The following is an 18,593-nucleotide window of genomic DNA, read 5'->3' on the forward strand; positions in this document are numbered from 1 at the left end:
CTCAGAGTTTTGTGAAATGAAAGCTGTTGATCACAGCAGCACGATTATCGAATATGCCGGTGAAATTCGCTGCGACTGTTAGTTTGTCGGAGGATAATTCGTCAATAGAAACGAATCTGCTGACACCGGATTCAAAAATCAATTCGATATAATGTCCGTCTGCTCCCCATTTCCATTGACCATTTTTCTCGTACAGCATCTGTGCTTCTTCTACAGGATGCGTTGATCCGCTCAATTGTTGAACAAATGTGCCATTATTTAAAAACTGGATCGTCAGCGTGGTCTTGAATACTGAGTCCGCTGCCGCACTATTTCGGAAAGGGTTGTCTGAACTCGACCATTCGCCAATGAGCAGCTGTCGGTCGTTAACCGAGGATTCATCGTGCTGCTCCTTGCTCCAACGAATGCCGGCTCTTGAACTTCTTTGATCCGGTTGTAAATAGACTGGCTGGTAAATCCGGCTTTTCATTTGGTCAGGTGAGACTGATTCCAGGAGATGTACACCGAATACAGGTTCCGGCAGGGATTCGGAAAGAGAATAGAAAGAAATAAAATACCGGTCATTAATTTGCTGTATATTCCACGGGCCTTTTCCAACAGCTGAAATATCCCTGCCCCTGACCCTGATGAGGCAGGAATCCGCAGAAACAAAGGAGATTTCCGTGACGTTGCCCCCTTCCAAATGCCAGTGTGTGCCAGCCAACGATGCAGGATCCGGCACTCCCTCGGTAGGCTGGGTAGGATGGAAATAAGTCTCAGAATAGGTTTTCCCTCTTTTTTTGGAAAGAACAAGTGAATCTCCCGGCCGACGTATATACGCTAGTGTATCGTTAAAGTCCGGAATACTGATATACATATTTCCATCATCTTCAAAGAGTGACGCATTAGCCGTAAAATCGGGAAAAGTGAAAACAGTGAGGTTGTTGCTTCCGTCGGATGATATCACGAGACTGGAACTATTATAGGCTGTATCGTAATACGGATTCTCTACTGGTTGTTTGGCGAAATTATTTAAACCCTCACCGAGTATGGAAACAGAATCCACGTATTCAATGAATCGTTCCTGTGATGCCATCCATACGTCACTGTTAGTTGAACCAGTTTGCGTTTCTGTTTTCGGGGATTCACAACCATACAGGAACAAAGCCACTACAACGATTACGGAAAGGTTTTTCATTTTCTCTTATTTTGCCTTTAACTCAAGTACAATTTGTTCAGTAGTACCAACTTCAAAAGTAAAAGTATCAGTATTATTTTCAATAGCAGAGATTGGCTCTCCATTGATCAATACCTGCGTATATACGTCCGAAGGCAGGGTCAATTGAATATTCCAAATCTCCGCCGACCTGATATTCCAGATCTCTGTTTTGCCCTTCCGCTCAAATTCGAAATCCATTGAATTAGAACCCATGTGAACCTGCCCAAGTGCGGCCTTGTTCCATGCCAGGGGCATCTGTGGACTAAAATCAAGTTTTTGTTCATAGGCATCTGGTTTTATGCCAAAGAATTGTGAAACGACCGGAACCGCAAAACTGTAAATATTCCAGGCCTGAACGATCATGCCGTAGTCGGGTGAAACCTCGTACATCGATCCAGGAAGTGCATAGCTAAATGTTTTGGTCATTCTTTCCAGGTAGTTGAGGGCCTGATCGGGTCTTGCATAATTATTTTCAGCAACAGCCTGTACTCCAGTCGGCAGGGTCATAACTGCACCGATATAGGAAAAAATCTTTTTATTGGTCTGAAAGGAGCCCTCCTCATCTCCGGCAGATTCGTCACGGTCTATGCCGGTTACAAAAACACCAAACGGGTTGACAAATTTACTCCCTGTTTCCAGGGCCCGAATGGCCTTTTCCGGATCGGCGACTCCGGTTTCCATCGGTGTATTTACAACCCAATTATGATGCAAAACGAACCCCTGTTTGCTATTTTTTGGAAGTGTTCTGATCTGCTCACGGGTGGCTTCCAACTCCCCGACCGCCCAGGGTTTTCCAAGTGAATCTGCCCTGTGAATCGCATCGTCGATCAGGCTCAGAGCCTGTTCGGGGGTCCCGACGAAATCTGCGAAGGAATTAAAATCGTCTACCCAAAATTCGTTGTTGATTATGCCTGCAAGACGTTCCGCTTTTAACTTGAAATCTTTTTCATCATCAGCGTATCCCAGTGCGGCAGCCATTTTGGCTGCATCCGCAAATGCTTTATGGGAATAGGCGGCAACATCAATCATTTCGCTGTCGAGCCCATGAATTTCCATCATTCCAAAGCCATCCGGCAACATGTTCCCGTCGACATCTGTCGTGAGAAGCCATGCCAGTCCCTCCTTTACAAACGGGTAATATTTTTCCAGAAATGTGCGGTCGCCGGTCCACCGATAAATTGTCCAGACAAGTGAAGTGAACTGTGGTGTTTCATTGATATTTCCCGGATTAAAAACAGCCCCGTTTGAAGAGACTTCGTGGACTACCCGTCCATTGCCATTAACCTTTTCTGAAATGGAATGTATGAGATCAATGGTTTCATAAACAAGATCTGTTCGGCCGGTCATGATGGCGCCCTGTAACGCATATTCACTATCCGCTCCAAACCACCATGGATAATCAGGGATTCCGGCAGTTAAACCGCTGCCGACGTCAGGGACCGTCTGCCTTAGCCATTCTGTATTATACTTGGTCCACCTGAAAGCCCTTTCCATTTCCTTATCGGGAAGGGTTAATGAGGTTAGTTCTGCGATTTCTTCGTAATGGTTGATCTTTTTCCTGAGTAATTCGGCGGCAGTGCTGTGCATCTCGCCATAAACAGATTCAGCCTGCGCCTGGGATTTATCGGAACCGGCTATGAAAATCGGAAGGTAAGCCTGTCCGTTCGCCGGAACGTTAATGATCCACGTGATGGATCCGTTCGTTCCGGTACCTCTTCGGTCAAATAAGCATGTGGTTCCTTTCAGATCATAGCGAAGATGTTTGCTGGGCGATCCGAACATGACATACCAGGGATTCAGACTGTCCTTGGCAATAAAAGCCTGCCGACGGCTTTCCCAAAATATCTGATCCGGTGAATCCTTGAGTCCTGTCTGTTCCCCAAGCCAAACCGGCCGGATATCCGTCATGCCATTAAACTCGAACAACAATTCGATCGACTGATTTGTAGGATTATGAAACCCGTATTCCAGAATGACTCCCGGTGTATTTTCCGGGACAAATTGAAAGCGTTCGACCCGGATTCCGAAAGGGTTATTGTACACATGTTTGTTGGCGAACGGATAATTGATGAACGTATCTGCTTCGGCAAGGCAAAGCGTTTGATTTCCTGAGATCAGGGCTGCGGAAAATCCATCCATCAGTTTCAGGGGATGCATCCAGATTCCGCCCATTTCCCCGGTTACATGCCATCCCAGGTCGGGAAACGACCCATCCTGATGTCCCACCATGTAAGCCCTGTTACCCGGGGTAACATAGGGTGAGTGAAGATAGGATGCGTTGCCAGCAATGAACTCGGAATTGTTGGTCATGCTTGCTAAGGATACAACTTTATCAGTGTTGTCTGAACACCCTGCAGCGATGAGTGCGATTAAACAATAAACGAAAATACGCGACGTCATAAGGTGACTTTGAATTTTTGAAAATATACAGAATTCACAGATGAATCAATATCAGTATTATTCCATCGGTAAGCCTGGTTCAGGATGCGACCGGACTCCCGTCTTCCTTTTTGATGGATAGAATTTTCTTGCCGAGAGGTGGTCCGAAGAAGATTGATGCCATAGCCGCTGCTGCCACAGTCGGTATCAAGCTGCCGAGAGACTCCATTCCATCCAGGATCTGGGCGGTTGTCATTGGAACCAACCACCAGAGAAATGTAAAAATCATTCCCCTGGTCAACTTGTTTGAGGCATTGACTCCTTCAAGTAATTTCGAAGAAGTGGCAAATGCCAGCAGCAAGGGGGACAGGATCACGAAAATGAAAGTGATCCATTGCCATCGTTCAATGGAAATGCCAACTGCATAACCACTTTCCTGCATTCCCTGGAAAGGGACAAAGCTAATGGTATACAGGAATGTGAAGAGCCCAAACACAAGAAGAATGATTACAAAGTAAAGTTGGTATATCACCGACGCCTTCCTCGCCTTTGATTTTTGTTCACTGGTCATGTATTCGATTTATGAACCAATATAAAAATAACCGTGGGTATTTAAATAATCCCGCTGATCAGAACTTGAGCTCAAATATGCCCGATGGAATATAAAAATTTGTATTTTGTTGTGTGCTTACAAATCAATCAACAATCCGAATTTTAATTATGGCTGTCCTCCTGGCATTTATCACGGGCTGCGGGGGTGAAAAGGAGGGATCGATTTCCCTGAATAAGAGCCAGCATATTGTTTTAATTGGAAATAACCTGTGCTCCAGGATGCTGAATTTCGGTTCATTTGAAACTGAAATGCATATGCGGTTTCCCGGTGACCGGTTGTTCATCCGAAATATGTGTGACGGTGGAGATACACCCGGTTTTCGTCCGCATTCCGGGCGAAATGACCCCTGGGCATTTCCGGGAGCTGAAAAATTTCAAACGGATCTCGCACAGCCGTCGGGAAGCGAAGGACACCTTGAAAAACCTGATGAGTGGCTAACCCGACTGAAAGCAGATGTAATTCTTGCTTTTTTTGGTGCGGCCGAATCGTTTAATGGCGAGGAAGGAGTGGATAATTTCAGGGGTGAGCTTGATGCTTTCGTTAAACACACACTTTCCCAAAACTACAATGGCGTAAATCCACCCCAATTGGTCCTTGTTTCGCCTGTCGCATTCGAGGACCTGTCCGATAAATTTGATTTACCCAATGGAGAACAGGAAAACCGTAATCTGGAACTCTATGCTTCAGTAATCCGCGATGTGGCACAGGCTAACGGGGTTCCCTATATTGATGTTTTTCACCCGTCTGTTGAATGGATGGACGGACCGGATGATCTAACCATTGACGGCTATCAGTTAAATGAAGCCGGGTATATGAAATTTGCATCCTTTATCACGGATCAAATTTTTGGAGGTGCTGTGAAGAGTACGGCCAACCGGCCGGAGGTGCTGGCGGCCGTACATGAAAAGAACTGGTTCTGGCATAATGATTTTAAGATCCCAAATGGGGTACATGTCTTTGGAAGAAGATATGAGCCCTTCGGTCCGGATAACTATCCTGCAGAGATTCAGAAAATCAGGGAAATGACAGCGAATCGTGATACAGCTATCTGGTCGGTCGCAAACGGAGAAACGTATGACCTGGTTGCCGCGGACGCGGGTACATCTGTACTCCCTGACGTGGAAACAAATTACACGGAGGTAAACGGGACCGGTAGTGTGGAATATTTATATGGCGACAAAGCACTGGCATCGCTTACCCCTGCGCCGGGTTATAAGATAGAATTGTTTGCGTCTGAGGAGGATTTTCCCGATCTCGCCAACCCGGTTCAGCTCTCATTTGATAACAAGGGCCGGTTGTGGGTCGCGGTAATGCCCACCTATCCGCACTGGAAACCGGGTGATCCGAAGCCTGATGATAAAATATTAATCCTGGAAGATACCGACAAGGACGGCCGGGCAGATAAGCAAACTGTTTTCGCAGACGGTCTCCATTTGCCCGTAGGATTTGAGATTGCACCGGAAGGGGTGTATGTCTCACAGGGAACCAATCTGAAATTGCTGATTGATGATGACGGTGATGATCATGCCGACAGGACAGAAATTCTATTGAGTGGATTTGATGATCATGACACCCATCATGTGATCAGCGCATTCTGTGCAGATCCTTCCGGGGCGATCTATATGGCTGAGGGAGTATTTCTTCATACCAATGTGGAAACTCCGTACGGTCCGGTTCGCGCTACCAACGGCGGTTTTTATCGCTATAATCCTCAACGAAAGAGGCTTGAGCGCACAGCTCAGCTGAGTATTCCTAATCCATGGGGGATTGCATTCGATGACTGGGGGCAGCCGTTTTTTGCAGAAACTTCAGGGCCGGATGTTTTATGGATGATGCCGGGAACTGTAAAATCCCGATACGGGATCGCCACACCGAAATCAAGGAACCTCATCGAGGATGCGCATCGGGTACGGCCTACATCCGGACTGGAATTTGTTTCAAGCAGGCATTTCCCTGACAACGTTCAGGGCGATTTACTAATAAATAATACAATAGGTTTCCTTGGAACCAAGCAACATTCAATGAACGATGAAGGAACCGGGTACACAAGCCGGCACAGAACGGATTTGATCACATCAAGTGACAGGAACTTCCGGCCGGTCGATATGGAATTTGCGCCTGACGGGTCGTTGTACCTGGTCGATTGGCACAATGTACTTGTCGGACATATGCAGCACAATGCCCGGGATCCGCTTCGTGATCATGTACATGGCAGAATATACAGGATCACATATCCGTCGAGACCATTGGTGGAACCGGCTAAAATCGATGGGGCATCCATTAGTGAGTTGCTGGATAACCTAAAGTTACCTGAATACCGGACTAGATACAGGACACGGCGGGAACTTCGCGGCCGAAATCAGCAAGAGGTTTCTGAGGCGGTGAAATCATGGACTCAAAGGCTTGATCCCGATGATACAAGGTATGAGCATAACCTTCTTGAAGCCTTATGGGTGACCTGGGGTCTGGATCGGGTGGATGTTGATTTGCTGAAGACATTGCTGAATGCCGAAGATTACAGGGTGCGGTCTGCGGCGGTTCAGGTACTTCGTTACACGGGGCACCAGGTTGCTGATCAGGCAAGTTTACTTCTGAGGGCGGCCAATGATCCACATGGGAGGGTACGACTGGAAGCCATCGTGGCCGCGAGCTGGCTTGGCAGGGAATCGGGACTGGAAGTCCTGAAGACAGCTGCTACGATGCCACTGGATGACTGGATGCTGCCGGCGTATGAGGCTTCACTGGCCGTATTTGGTGTTGAAACCAATGTGATCGAAGAAGAAAAGAAAATTGATGTAGCACTCGAGGGGGATGCGCTGCTGGCATTTAATGCTGGTAAAGAGATCTATGAACGGGAAGGATTTTGTATTACCTGTCATCAGCCCGATGGTAACGGATTGCCGGGGAGCGGATTTCCTCCGCTTGCAGGCACAAAATGGGTGAACGGTCCGGAGGATCGCCTGATCAAAATTATTTTGAAAGGTCTCATGGGGCCTATTGAGGTGCTCGGACAGGAATATCCGGGACAGGTACCCATGACTCCCTATGAAGGAATGCTGTCTGATGAAGAGGTGGCCGCCGTGGCAACTTATGTGCGAAATTCATTTGGCAATACTGCATCGCCGGTGGAAGCCGCGAAAGTAAAGGCAATTCGTGCAGAAATTGCAGATCACAAGGGCTTTTATACGCCACAAGAACTACTCAAAGATGAAAATTAAACACATTCTTCTCCTGGTTATCATTTTTGCAGTTTGCATGGCTGGCTGTAATAAGTCACAAACAGCTCAGATTGAAACTGTCGAACAAGACCCGCTAAATATCGTATTCGTCATCGGTGATGAGGAGTACAGGTCGGAGGAATCCATGCCTATGCTTGCCGCAATTTTAAAAAGGGAACTTGGAGCTAACATTACCCTATGCTATTCGGTGGATTCGGCGGGCTTCATTGATCCTAATCGTTTGGACCATATTGAAGGACTGGAAGCCCTTGAAAATGCAGATCTAATGATCATGTTTACGCGATTCAGGGCACTTCCTGAAAACGAACGAAGTTATATAACAGAATATGCTGAATCAGGCAGACCCATGGTTGGTTTCAGAACATCAACCCATGCTTTTCTTTACCGGGATGATTCAACATTGGAATATATGAACAATACCTGGCCGGCACGTGTATTCGGACAGCAATGGATTACCCACCATGGTCATTTTGAGGATGGGAACAGTCCGCTCACTGAAGTAACCAGGGTAGAAGGAAATACCTCACCCATCCTGAATGGCGTCAACCCTTTTCAGGCTTATTCCTGGCTTTATCATGTCGATGGCGGTGACTGGAAACTACAGGGAAACAGCAAACCGCTGCTCGTAGGGCGGTCGTTGAGGTCCAATCACGAGGCAGAAGGCCGGCTTGACAAATTTCCGCTCACCAATCCGGTTGCATGGACCAAGACATATACCGGGTCTGAAGGAACGGCTGCGAGGGTATTCTTCACAACACTGGGCCATCCCTATGATTTTCGCGAGGAATCTATGCGGAAACTTGCCTTAAATGGCATTTACTGGGCACTGGGTAAAGAGACCGATATACCGGATAACGGTGTGAATGCTGATATCGTGGGCACTTATGATCCTAATAATTCAGGATTTGGCGATGTGTACAAACATGGTATGCGGCCGGTTAAATTCGATTAATAGTGGACGCCATTCAGAAATCTGATCATCCGGTCGATTGCCTGAGGGCCACGTCCTTTTCAATTGAAAAGGAGTGATGGGACCGGGCCTGTGAAATGCACTGAAGCAAAATGGAATCGATCAATATCTTTTTCATAAACGATACCAATAAGTTTTAATTAGAGTATTTTTGGGCTTTTTATTCATAAATATGAAATAAAGAATGGCCTCCTTTTCAGATGAAAAATATCATCCTGGACTATCGGTAGACTGTGTGATTTTCGGTTTCAATAGTAATGTTTTAAAAGTATTGCTTTTGAAGCTTAAAGGCACAGACACCTGGGCATTACCGGGAGGGTTTGTAAAATCATCCGAAAACGTGGATGATGCGGCCATTCGTGTACTTCGTGAACGTACGGGTCTGGAAGATATATTTTTAAGACAATTTCAATTGTTTGGAAGCCTGGAACGGCATGATCGGGCACATACAGAAAAAATGATTGAAAAAGGAATAATTAATAAAGCAGATATTCCCTGGTTCAATCAGCGTTTCGTGACACTCGGATACTATGCCCTGGTGGAATATTCAAAAGTGAATGAACCGACAGCGGATTATATTTCAGAATTTTGCCAATGGTATCCCATCGATGAGGTGCCTGAACTTATGCTGGATCATTCGCAAATCCTCGCCAGGGCTTATGAAGAATTAAAGGAGCAGGTGAGTAATCATCCGGTTGGATTGAATTTAATGCCGGCCCAATTTACAATGCCCGAATTACAGTCGCTGTATGAAACAATTCTGGGCAAGTCCCTGGACCGGAGAAATTTTCAGCGCAAAATGCTCAGCTATGGTATTCTTCGTAAAACCGGAAAACGTCAGAACGGGAAGGCACACAAAGCACCATGGCTTTATGAGTTTGATGAAGAGAATTATGCATCGGCCCTTCAGGCCGATAATTACCGGGGAATTTAATTCAGAACATACGCACTACGCCTAAACCAATATTCCAGGCGTCATACGCATCCCAGCGGATATCATAGGATAAAGGAATTACCAGTTCCCATTTGTGATCGATGTGTGTACTCCATTCGTAACCGATGCGTGTAAGAACAAGGGTTTCCTCAGGTGCGTACTCGAATCCGAATCCAAGTTCAAAGCCGGAATGGCGCGTTGGCCTGAAAAGACCGACGATCGTGGGTGCGATGGGTTTCTGGCGAAGTAAAATTTCTTCGGATTCACCCTTTCCAAACTGACGTTCGACTTCAAAGTCTTCCAGGATCATATCAACATGAAAACCAATCCCCCATTTTTCATTGAATTTGTAATTGTACATCAGTGCCCACGAGGGAAGAATTTCAAATTTTTTTCCCTCTGCAGTAATCCCTCGTGAAATGTGTGTATGCCCAATCACAATTCCCAGCTGATGCTTTTTGAACTCATGTTGTTCCTCATGCGACACTTCATGGTCCTCGTGATCCTGTCCTTTCAGACATATAGGCAGGCTGATCAATAAAAAGAGCACTATAATTCTTGGGCGCATGACTTGTGGTTTAATACGAATCTATCATTAAGTTAGTTTTTTAAGAAATTAATTCACACTGAGATGTTTCAAATGACTATTTTGAGACGTAAAATCCAATCATGACTCATCATCAGCATTATAGAAAGCTTGAACAGATGTACCTGAATGCGCCAGTCAATATGGACACATACAGGAATTCATCCATTGAAATTGGAGCTGGCCGTGCTACGATTCAATGGCCGGTAGAGATTAATTTTTATCATGCACTGGGTGCCCTGCACGGTTCAGCCTATTTTAAGATGCTTGACGACGCGGCTTTCTTTGCTGTACAATCTGAAGTAACGGATTTCTTTATTCTTACTACGTCATTCAATATTACTTTTACAAGACCCGTAACAGGCGGTATTCTTACTGCCCGCGGCACAGTGAGATCACGTTCAAAAAGCCTTTTTACAGCGGATGCTGTTCTGGTAAATGATCATGAAAAGGAAGTGGGATTCGGGACTGGTCAGTTCATGAAAAGCTCCAGGCGTTTGGATGACGTTGCGGGCTATTCATTACCTTCCTGAGAAGCGGTAATTAATTCAAGTGCAGATTCAAGCGCAAGCTCTTTAGCTACACGAACATCTGGCGTTACACCTGTTCCTTCCCAGTTGGTGCCTGTAATCGGGTTAACGGCGCTTCCGGTTGGGACCGACATTTCAAGATCTTTGTTAATACGCATTACCCTGCCGGGGTTTGCACCGCCACCTGTAGTTTCACCGATTAGTGTTGCTCGATTGCGCGTTTGCATGTTATAGCAGAATTCTTCGGCACCCGAAAAGGTATAGGAACTTGTAAGAATATATAATGGCAGATTCGGTTGTTTTTTACCATTCACTTTTGGAAGCGTCCAGAATTCTTCTGTATGATTTCCAGCACGCCAGTACAGGCTGTTCAGAAGTAGGTGTTCGTCGAAAAAATAGCTGCATAGATATTGAACCATATGGGGTGATCCGCCGCCATTTTCCCGTAAATCAATGATCAGGGCACGGGTACCGAGTACGGTCTCCATGGCATTGTCAGCCGCCGGTTTCCCGAATCGTGGATCGGCAAAACCATTGAGCTTTATATAGCCGATATTGCCGTCCAGTACTTTGCTTTCCACAAAGCCGCCCTGCCTTTCACGTTCAGCTCTTGATTCTGTGGGTGGTGTAGGTACGCGCATGGGAAAAATCCGCATGTGCTTGTCGTGGTTTATAGACTGAACCGCCTCCGTGAGTGCAGTGGCTAATTCATTTATATTCTTAAACTGATCGAAATATCCGTTTTCCTGTAATGATGTTAGATGTGCTGCTGTTTTTTCTGCTACATCGGGAAAAACATAGTTTTCTATGATCAGTTCGTTGATGCGACTGATGGTCTTTGATTGGTCTGACTTTTCAACCAGCTGCTGACCGCAGGACCCTGATATAGCACTAATGATCAGGAGAAAAGTGAACCGAAGGTGTTTGCCGGGTATCATTACATAAACTTTACGTATCCCGGCGATTTAGGTTTTGAATTACATTTCGGAAAAAATAATATCTCCCTCTACCTCGATTTTACTGATATGACGTATTTTTTTATTAGGATCGAGGATTGTCCAGTAATCGGGGTATTTAATTATAACTTCCTTACCAACCAGTTCGTCACGCATCGCTTTGATGTCCAGTCCCTGGTCAACACCACGATTGATGTAGTATTGCTGTTCGGTCCCCTCGAGTTGGAATACAATGTCCTTGATGCCGCCTTCGAAAATTTGTTCGATTTTTCCTTCCGTGATCAGAAGTTCGTTCTCCGGGGGCTTTGGTACCGGGCGGAAGATTCCGGCTCCCATGGTTAAAAATATGCCAACAACAACTAAAATTAAATATCTCTTTTTCATGGTAAAAAATGACTTATTGCAGTGGTACCAGATCCGGCGGATATAACTGTTAAAAAATAACGCCGATCGGTTTAAAACATTGTATTCAAAAATTACTTCCCGTATTACTAAAAAATCATTTAAAACATATTGGCAGAAGGGCAACCAAATACCTCGGGAAGGACTGGCAGTGATTGGACCTTCATCAGGATAGGAATTAACATCAAATGTTTATTTTGAGCAAGTATAAGTACCTTTTTCAGAGAATCTTAACCAAAATAAAGGCGTATTTTTTCCATGCACAGTTATTCAGACGAAAAAGCCAGAGAAACGATACGCCATTCACCCTGGTGTTTCATTAAGGTGAACAAGTCGGTACCTGTCCACTCATTGAGGTTTTCTTCCGATCCGAATCGTGCTTCATAGTTCACCCATGCAGTGGCCAGATTACCCTGAATTTCAGTGGTGATATAGGTGGGTTTTTCTTCAAATATCGGTTCACTGTCAGGTCCCTGCGGAGTCTGACGGATAAACGCATCGATCGTGTTCACGAGCACTTCTGGCAGGGAGTCCTTAGGTGACTGCCAGATCGTTGTAAGCGTAGCATCCTTCCAGAAAAATTCGCGGTATACTTCCCAGTCCCGGCTTGACATCACATTGTAATAGTCATACAGAAACTGGTGAATTGTTTGCGTTGTCTGAACCTCGGATTTACTTGATGCACTGGAACGGTCGTAAATTATGTCGAGATCAGGGTTTTCCTTGCGCCAGGCCTCCATAATTTCCTTATCAAAATAATTGCCTGTAATGGAAAGTTCCCGCAGGGAGGGAAGCTTTCGGAGTTTTTCCATTTCGCTGTTGATATCAAGGCGGTTCATGGTAAGGTTCAGCGTTTCCAGGTTCCGGAGATTGCTGAAGCACTCAGGCAACTGCGTGTATTCAAGGCCAGATATCGACAGTACCTTTAATTGGGTGAGGTCACAAATTGATCCTGTAAGTACTTTTTTTGGAACATCGGAATTTAATCTGGCAGACATGGGCGGATAGATTATCCATCCTTTTTGTCCGTCGGGTCTCACCGTAAGGGATTCAACCCGTGTAAACCGGTTAATATCTTCCGGCACATCAGTAAGGCCAAAATCCGAAAGGATAATTTCCACCATGGTGGCATTCAGCTGATTGTTATACAAGGATTGTCGGTTACAGGCACTGAGTAATCCCAGCACCGCTAATAAAAGGGATACTTTCATCTCTGCACTTGATTGTAATTAATAATACAAAATTATCGCCATTCCACCAGTGAAAGACCCGCGCCAATGACAAACTGGCGGTGATTGTAATCGATGAGCGTTTCCCCGTATCCTTCAAATATTTCGATGCGCCCGCGCAAAAATCCTTCTATAGGGAACGCCCAGTCTATGCGAATACTACCACGGTTATTGTTGCCAAATCTCATAGAATGGGTAGCGTCCAGTGTAAAGAGATGCTCCCTGTAACGCCTGGAAACAATGGCCTGCATACGACCGTAATAGTCAGTGATACGGGGATTTTCATCATCTTCATCATTGAGCCTGATCCATGGCTTCAGGTAAATCTGCCAATATTCCCGTTCAAGTGCCATGTGAAATACGATCCTGTTCCAGCTCCTGGAAAGGGGAAGAGACCGTCCGTTGGATTGATGGTTAAAAGCGATCCCGGCGACCCTTGCCCGGAACCCAAGAATTGGCAGATTCATTCGATAGTTCAATATCAGTTCGGGTTCATAATTCGTTTCCCGGAAAGGCCTTGATAATTCTCCGTTGTAAAGCTGCCAATGCGATTTTTGTGTATATGCAGCCCAAATATCCAGGTTTGGTAAAATGAAGCCGCGGACTATTTTGGTTTTAAGACTGATCTGAAATTTCAGTTCGGTTGCATTAATAGGTATTTCTTCCTCCAGTGAATATTCAGGGTTCAGACTGGTTGGCATCCTGTTCGGGTTGGAGCTGAACCTGGCAAGAAGAACGTAGATAGGCTGATAGGGTGTAATTCTGAAGTTACCAAGTACATCGGAGGTATCTATTTCCCATCGTTCGGACAGGGATTTGAATAGTTTATAGTCATTGAATATGGGTTGATCCTGACCTGAGGATTCAATAGCTAAAGTCATTAGGAGAAGGAACGAAAGGACGTAGTTCATTCCCTCAATTTAGTCAGAATTGACTAATGATCTTTCAAATTCTTTGCTGACGTTCGCACTTCTTCCATCAGCTTGGTATTTTGTTGAACCCAGGCGGCTACTTCCATGCGGAGTTCTTCAACAATGGCATCATTTTCAGATGCAATATTGTTGGTTTCCCGGGGGTCTGAAATAAGATCGTAGCATTCCGCAATGCCCGTTGTTTCATTAAAGATAATTTTCAGGTTTTCATTTCGCATGCCAAAGAGAAAATCAGACCACGGCGCAAAAAAGAATGTTTTATTTTTCTGAAGACCAGCCAATAGACTGCTGCCCTGCCATTCAGCGGGCGGAGTGCGGCCTGTAAGATCCGTAATTGTTGGAGCCAGATCTATCAGTCCTCCTATTGTTGAATATCGCTGTCCGTTAAATACATTCCTGTTGATCAGCATCAGGGGTATATGAACATTTTCCTCATAAATACCATTCCCATGCCCCGACTGTTCATGTTGGCCGAAGGCTTCACCATGATCACCAACTACAACGACCAGTGTCGAATCAAGAAGACCACGATTTTCAAGGCTATCCAAAACTGCTCCTACCACCATGTCGTAATGTTCAATTATGTTCAGGTATTTATTTTTGAATATGTCATTATCCACATATTCCTTTTCTTTACCGCTGAAGAAGTAAGGGTAATGCCCCTGGTTGGTCCAAAGTATGCTCAGGAAAGGCGAGCCGGGATCCGCATCAATCCAGCTGCTTAATATCGGCGGTAAACAGGAATCATCAATTCCAATTCCATAGCCTTCACCGAAGCTTTCCAGCTTAAATTGTTGTGTGCATGGAATGTCTTTGTAATCTGAAATTAAGTCGAAACCCCTCTCTTTGAGAAAGGTCCTGCTATTCTGAAAATCCAGATCAGAGGAAGAGAAAAATGAAGTTCGGTACCCTGCTTCAGAAAAAATCGAGGTGATTGATGGCTGCATTAAATCAGGCACTTCCTGTGTTAGTGAATTATAAGATATCCACGGGTAAAGAGAGCAGAGGATTGACACCATCGATTTATTTGTGGCAGGCGCATGGGCATAAATGTTTTCGAAGACAGCCGCATTTTCGAATTCCATTTGCATTCTTGGTGTCACGTTGTATTCTCCGCCGTAAATATCCATATAATCTGCTCCGGCAGATTCAAGTATGATGACAACCAAATTTTTAATTACAGGATTGAAAACGAATTCGTTGAGTTTGGGCGCTTCAGGCTTGTTTAACGGAACATCCATTGTGAAAAGACGTGATTCACCCTGTGCAGTAAAGACAGAACTGATGAAATAGGCAACTGGATTTTTCAGTTTAAAGGTCTCAACTGAGGGTATCCTGGAATAACCAACTATTCCAAGTGTACTAACGGCAAGAATAATCGAAATAATGATATGTTTTGGTCTGATCGCAGATTTGGCCATTATGAAGTTTGCGATTACCATGAATGAATAATAGCATATCAAAAAAGCGATAATGAGTACCAGTGTCTCATACAGGATGAATGAATCAACATTTGCGAGGATTGCACTTTTCGCTTCGGTGCTGCTTAAAAAGTCAGAATAGTATAACCATTGATAATTAAATGGATGCCCAAGTTCGTGGACAATATTGATGTTTGTTAGCGCAAACAGGGTGGAACCTAACATGATAATGAGAAGGACAGAAAGAAGATAACGCCTTTTCCCGGGTGATTTAATCCACAGGGCGGACAAGAGGAATATCACTGTAATTATTGTGAGGTAAAGAAGATCAAACGACGCGACGCCAATCGACGAGGGGGAAAGGTAGGAGAAGCTCCACTCAAGCAGTCGGAACCTGATCCCTACATGAAAAACATAGGTTAGGGCAAATAATACTGCTGCAGCCATTACATAATGATCAAATAGTCGGGTGAGTTTAAAGTGTAGGCGTAGAAAAACAGCAAAAACAAAAAGAAGGGTTATTACCGTGCCAATCAGCCATTTGTGTTTTTCAAGAAATGACCTCGCATCTGGTTCCGGATCATGTTGAAAAATATCACCTGAATCACCAGCTATAGCATAATATCCCTTGCCAGCGTTTGTGTCCCAAATATCCATCAGGTTGCCATCATGACTTTTGGTAAGCCAAAAATTAATATTGATTTCAGACCCTTCAGGTACATTAATTTTTGCTTTGTGGATACCGTTATTATGGGTCATCGGACTATAGTATAACCCGTTGATGGTTTTTGTATTATCAGATAACAGGGAATCAGGAATGTGCTGCCAGCCATTAACACCCCACACTAAGTATACCTCAGTCGCCTCATTGTTCAAATATTGAATTTCCTGGGAGACAACATTCTGGCCGACGCCAATATACGGGCATAGAATGAATAGAAATCCTGAAAGTATTTTCTTTAAGTGCATAGATTAAAGCAGGTGATGAATAAAGTTATGGAAGAATTTATTTTATTCAGCATGGAATATTAAGTGCGACCATTTACCAGTTGCCAGGAAACCATATTAAACAGGTATGAAAAGGATCGTTATCCTCTTATTGGTTTTGTGCATGCTGCTTGTTCTGTATACAGTGGTGTTGAAGCATGGTAACCTGACAAATGATTACACGATAGTGTTGGACGATAAGGAGCAGCAAATCGTTGCCATATTTGATTCCGGAGGAATTGAACCATCCTTTGAAACTATTGATAATGAGCAATTTAAGCATTTTAATTTGCGAATCGGTCGTTCTCTTTTTGCTGGTCTCAATAGTGCTGCACTTGATTCGGTTCCTGCTGAGGATCCTGTCCTGCTTACGATTGAAACATGGGAGCCTCATTTTTATCACAGGAATACACATCAGTCACTTGTGGAATTGTTCAAAGGCGATTTCGATGCCCTGATAATTCAGCTTTGTGAAGAGGTTCTTTCAAAACGTCATAATATGTTTCTCCGCTGGAATCCGGAAATGGAAGTTCCTGCTGGTCTGTATCCATGGCAAAACCGGCCGTATGATTACATCAGGGCCTATCGTCACCTGGATTCCATTGTCGGAATTTATGCCCCGGAAACAAAAATGGTTTGGGCACCGGCGGGATATCCCGGGGCAGCAGAATTCTGGCCGGGTACGGAATATGTAGATATGGCCAGTATAACCCTGAATAGCAGTTCTGAAGCAATGATGACCACATATCCAAAAGAAGGTTCATCGCTCATGGAACTTAAAAGGAAACTTCACCGGTTGAGATTTTTTGATGTTCCCGTGATGATCCTCAGTAATCAGGAATTTCCTCAAGGTTCATCGGAGCTGATTCGGGAAAGAAAAAGTCTGAGTTCAATTTATGAAATTCAGGGAATTCCGACGGAAAGGAAGATTCTCAGAACGGGGAAGGTTATGATCGGGTTGTACGATCCGGCAAAGGTGCTGGTGGATAATCCTGCATTGAATGTCGAGCATTTATTTGTGGACTTTGAGCGAATTTCAGATGGTAGATTCAGGGAGGCTTATTCAGGAGTGGTTGACAGAGGTCATGATGTAATCGTGACCATGGAGCCGATGTATCCCACTGCGGATGAGTTGGATAGGTCTGTTCTGCAAAAAATTGTCGACGGAAAATATGACTCGTTATTTCATATGCTCTTTCAAATTCTCAATACTTCAGAACAGAAGATTTATTTGAGGTTTGCCCATGAGATGGAGATCCCGATTCTGCGTTACCCCTGGCAGAGCCAGGATCCGGTGCTTTACATCCAGGCCTTTCGCCATTTTATGGAGCTGGCATCTCAAAATATTCCCGCTGTAATTAAGGTATGGGGTCCTGCCGGAGACCGTGGATCGCTCGAATGGTGGCCGGGTGACAAATATGTTGATATGATCAGCATTGCTGTTTATGGATTGCCCGATAAGAATATAACGGATCCATTAAAACAGGAATCTTTTGAGACCATCTACAACAGAAAGATCAGAAGGATGAGATTTGTGAACAAGCCAATTTTCATTACTGAATTCGGAGTAAAAGGACCTGAAGAGTATCAAAATCTCTGGCTTGAAGGAGCTGCCAACGTTATCCGTGAACATCCGGAAATTATGGGAGTAAATTATTTTAACATGGTCGATAACCCGGAGGTCTGGGGTGAAGGAATGAAGCCCCCTGACTGGAGTATTACACAGGAATCTTTTGAGTTGTTTATATCAGTACTTGATCGTTGAATCAGTTAGCCAGGACTGATTCTATCCATGCGAGGTCATTTTCATCGGCGACGGATTGAATTTGCTGAAATAGCTGACGTTCTTCTTTTCGAACGTGCTTTTCAAGCAATGGGCCAAGGGCGAAGAAATCAGTTTCAGAACCTTCCAGGGATAACGAACGGAACAATAAATTGATTTCATTTCTTTCAGCCTGAAGTTCATCGATCAGAGGGATAAGTGCAGGATGTTTCATTCGGACATACTCCCAAATTTTACTTTCCTGTTTAAAGTGGGACTGCAGTTTCTCAGAATAGAAATTAACAGCAAAACGTATGCGGTCATCTACCTTTTCCGGATACCCCTTAATCACGGGCGCATTTTCCCGTGCAATAAGTGCAAGGAATAACATGCTCCTGTGAAATCTTGATAGGGGAATCAGGGCAGGGTGTCGTTTCATTTTGAGCGGTAGTGAT

The 18,593-nt window shown here is 44.6% G+C and carries 15 protein-coding genes; 5 read left to right on the forward strand and 10 right to left on the reverse strand.

Annotated features, from left to right (window positions below; translation table 11 throughout):
- Position 1: 1 nt before the first annotated feature.
- From LDX50_RS29720 to LDX50_RS29730, 3 genes are all read right to left on the reverse strand, one after another.
- Positions 2-1,177, reverse strand: coding sequence for a hypothetical protein (locus tag LDX50_RS29720; protein WP_225699947.1), 1,176 nt, complete (start codon positions 1,175-1,177; stop codon positions 2-4).
- Positions 1,178-1,183: 6 nt separating this feature from the next.
- Entirely contained in the window at positions 1,184-3,508 is a 2,325-nt protein-coding gene (locus LDX50_RS29725) for an alpha-L-rhamnosidase-related protein (RefSeq protein ID WP_225699948.1), read from the reverse strand.
- Positions 3,509-3,677: 169 nt separating this feature from the next.
- The gene (locus tag LDX50_RS29730; protein WP_225699949.1) at positions 3,678-4,148 is read right to left on the reverse strand and encodes a hypothetical protein; all 471 of its coding nucleotides are present in this window, start codon (positions 4,146-4,148) and stop codon (positions 3,678-3,680) included.
- 149 nt (positions 4,149-4,297) lie between these two features.
- On the opposite strand from LDX50_RS29730, the gene LDX50_RS29735 reads away from it, so the two are divergent.
- The 3 genes from LDX50_RS29735 (at position 4,298) to LDX50_RS29745 (ending at position 9,333) form a co-directional block, all read left to right on the forward strand.
- The gene (locus LDX50_RS29735) at positions 4,298-7,408 is read left to right on the forward strand and encodes a PVC-type heme-binding CxxCH protein (protein ID WP_225699950.1); all 3,111 of its coding nucleotides are present in this window, start codon (positions 4,298-4,300) and stop codon (positions 7,406-7,408) included.
- Complete coding sequence (locus LDX50_RS29740) at positions 7,398-8,381, forward strand: ThuA domain-containing protein (RefSeq protein ID WP_225699951.1); 984 nt, start codon at positions 7,398-7,400, stop codon at positions 8,379-8,381. The genes LDX50_RS29735 and LDX50_RS29740 overlap by 11 nt, the downstream gene beginning before the upstream one ends.
- A 202-nt stretch (positions 8,382-8,583) precedes the next feature.
- On the forward strand, positions 8,584-9,333 hold the full coding sequence (locus tag LDX50_RS29745; protein ID WP_225699952.1) for an NUDIX hydrolase: 750 nt from the start codon (positions 8,584-8,586) through the stop codon (positions 9,331-9,333).
- Position 9,334: 1 nt separating this feature from the next.
- On the opposite strand, the gene LDX50_RS29750 is transcribed toward LDX50_RS29745, so the two are convergent.
- Entirely contained in the window at positions 9,335-9,901 is a 567-nt protein-coding gene (locus LDX50_RS29750) for a hypothetical protein (protein ID WP_225699953.1), read from the reverse strand.
- A 101-nt stretch (positions 9,902-10,002) separates the two neighbouring features.
- On the opposite strand from LDX50_RS29750, the gene LDX50_RS29755 reads away from it, so the two are divergent.
- Entirely contained in the window at positions 10,003-10,452 is a 450-nt protein-coding gene (locus tag LDX50_RS29755) for a PaaI family thioesterase (RefSeq protein ID WP_225699954.1), read from the forward strand.
- On the opposite strand, the gene LDX50_RS29760 is transcribed toward LDX50_RS29755, so the two are convergent.
- From LDX50_RS29760 to LDX50_RS29780, 5 genes are all read right to left on the reverse strand, one after another.
- Positions 10,434-11,387, reverse strand: coding sequence for a S41 family peptidase (locus LDX50_RS29760; protein WP_225699955.1), 954 nt, complete (start codon positions 11,385-11,387; stop codon positions 10,434-10,436). The two genes, LDX50_RS29755 and LDX50_RS29760, sit on opposite strands and share 19 nt — an antisense overlap.
- Before the next feature lie 39 nt (positions 11,388-11,426).
- Positions 11,427-11,789 carry a hypothetical protein gene (locus LDX50_RS29765; RefSeq protein WP_225699956.1) on the reverse strand — a complete coding sequence of 121 codons (363 nt, stop codon included), beginning with the start codon at positions 11,787-11,789 and terminating at the stop codon, positions 11,427-11,429.
- Between the two features lie 284 nt (positions 11,790-12,073).
- Positions 12,074-13,018, reverse strand: a complete 945-nt coding sequence (locus LDX50_RS29770) for a nuclear transport factor 2 family protein (RefSeq protein WP_225699957.1) — start codon at positions 13,016-13,018, stop codon at positions 12,074-12,076.
- Positions 13,019-13,050: 32 nt separating this feature from the next.
- Complete coding sequence (locus LDX50_RS29775) at positions 13,051-13,947, reverse strand: phospholipase A (protein ID WP_225699958.1); 897 nt, start codon at positions 13,945-13,947, stop codon at positions 13,051-13,053.
- A 23-nt stretch (positions 13,948-13,970) separates the two neighbouring features.
- The gene (locus LDX50_RS29780; protein ID WP_225699959.1) at positions 13,971-16,358 is read right to left on the reverse strand and encodes an LTA synthase family protein; all 2,388 of its coding nucleotides are present in this window, start codon (positions 16,356-16,358) and stop codon (positions 13,971-13,973) included.
- Between the two features lie 106 nt (positions 16,359-16,464).
- On the opposite strand from LDX50_RS29780, the gene LDX50_RS29785 reads away from it, so the two are divergent.
- Positions 16,465-18,141 carry a glycosyl hydrolase gene (locus LDX50_RS29785; protein WP_225699960.1) on the forward strand — a complete coding sequence of 559 codons (1,677 nt, stop codon included), beginning with the start codon at positions 16,465-16,467 and terminating at the stop codon, positions 18,139-18,141.
- Between the two features lies 1 nt (position 18,142).
- On the opposite strand, the gene LDX50_RS29790 is transcribed toward LDX50_RS29785, so the two are convergent.
- The gene (locus tag LDX50_RS29790) at positions 18,143-18,577 is read right to left on the reverse strand and encodes a hemerythrin domain-containing protein (protein WP_225699961.1); all 435 of its coding nucleotides are present in this window, start codon (positions 18,575-18,577) and stop codon (positions 18,143-18,145) included.
- Between the last annotated feature and the right edge of the window lie 16 nt (positions 18,578-18,593).

The sequence above is a fragment of the Fulvivirga sedimenti genome (assembly GCF_020328055.1).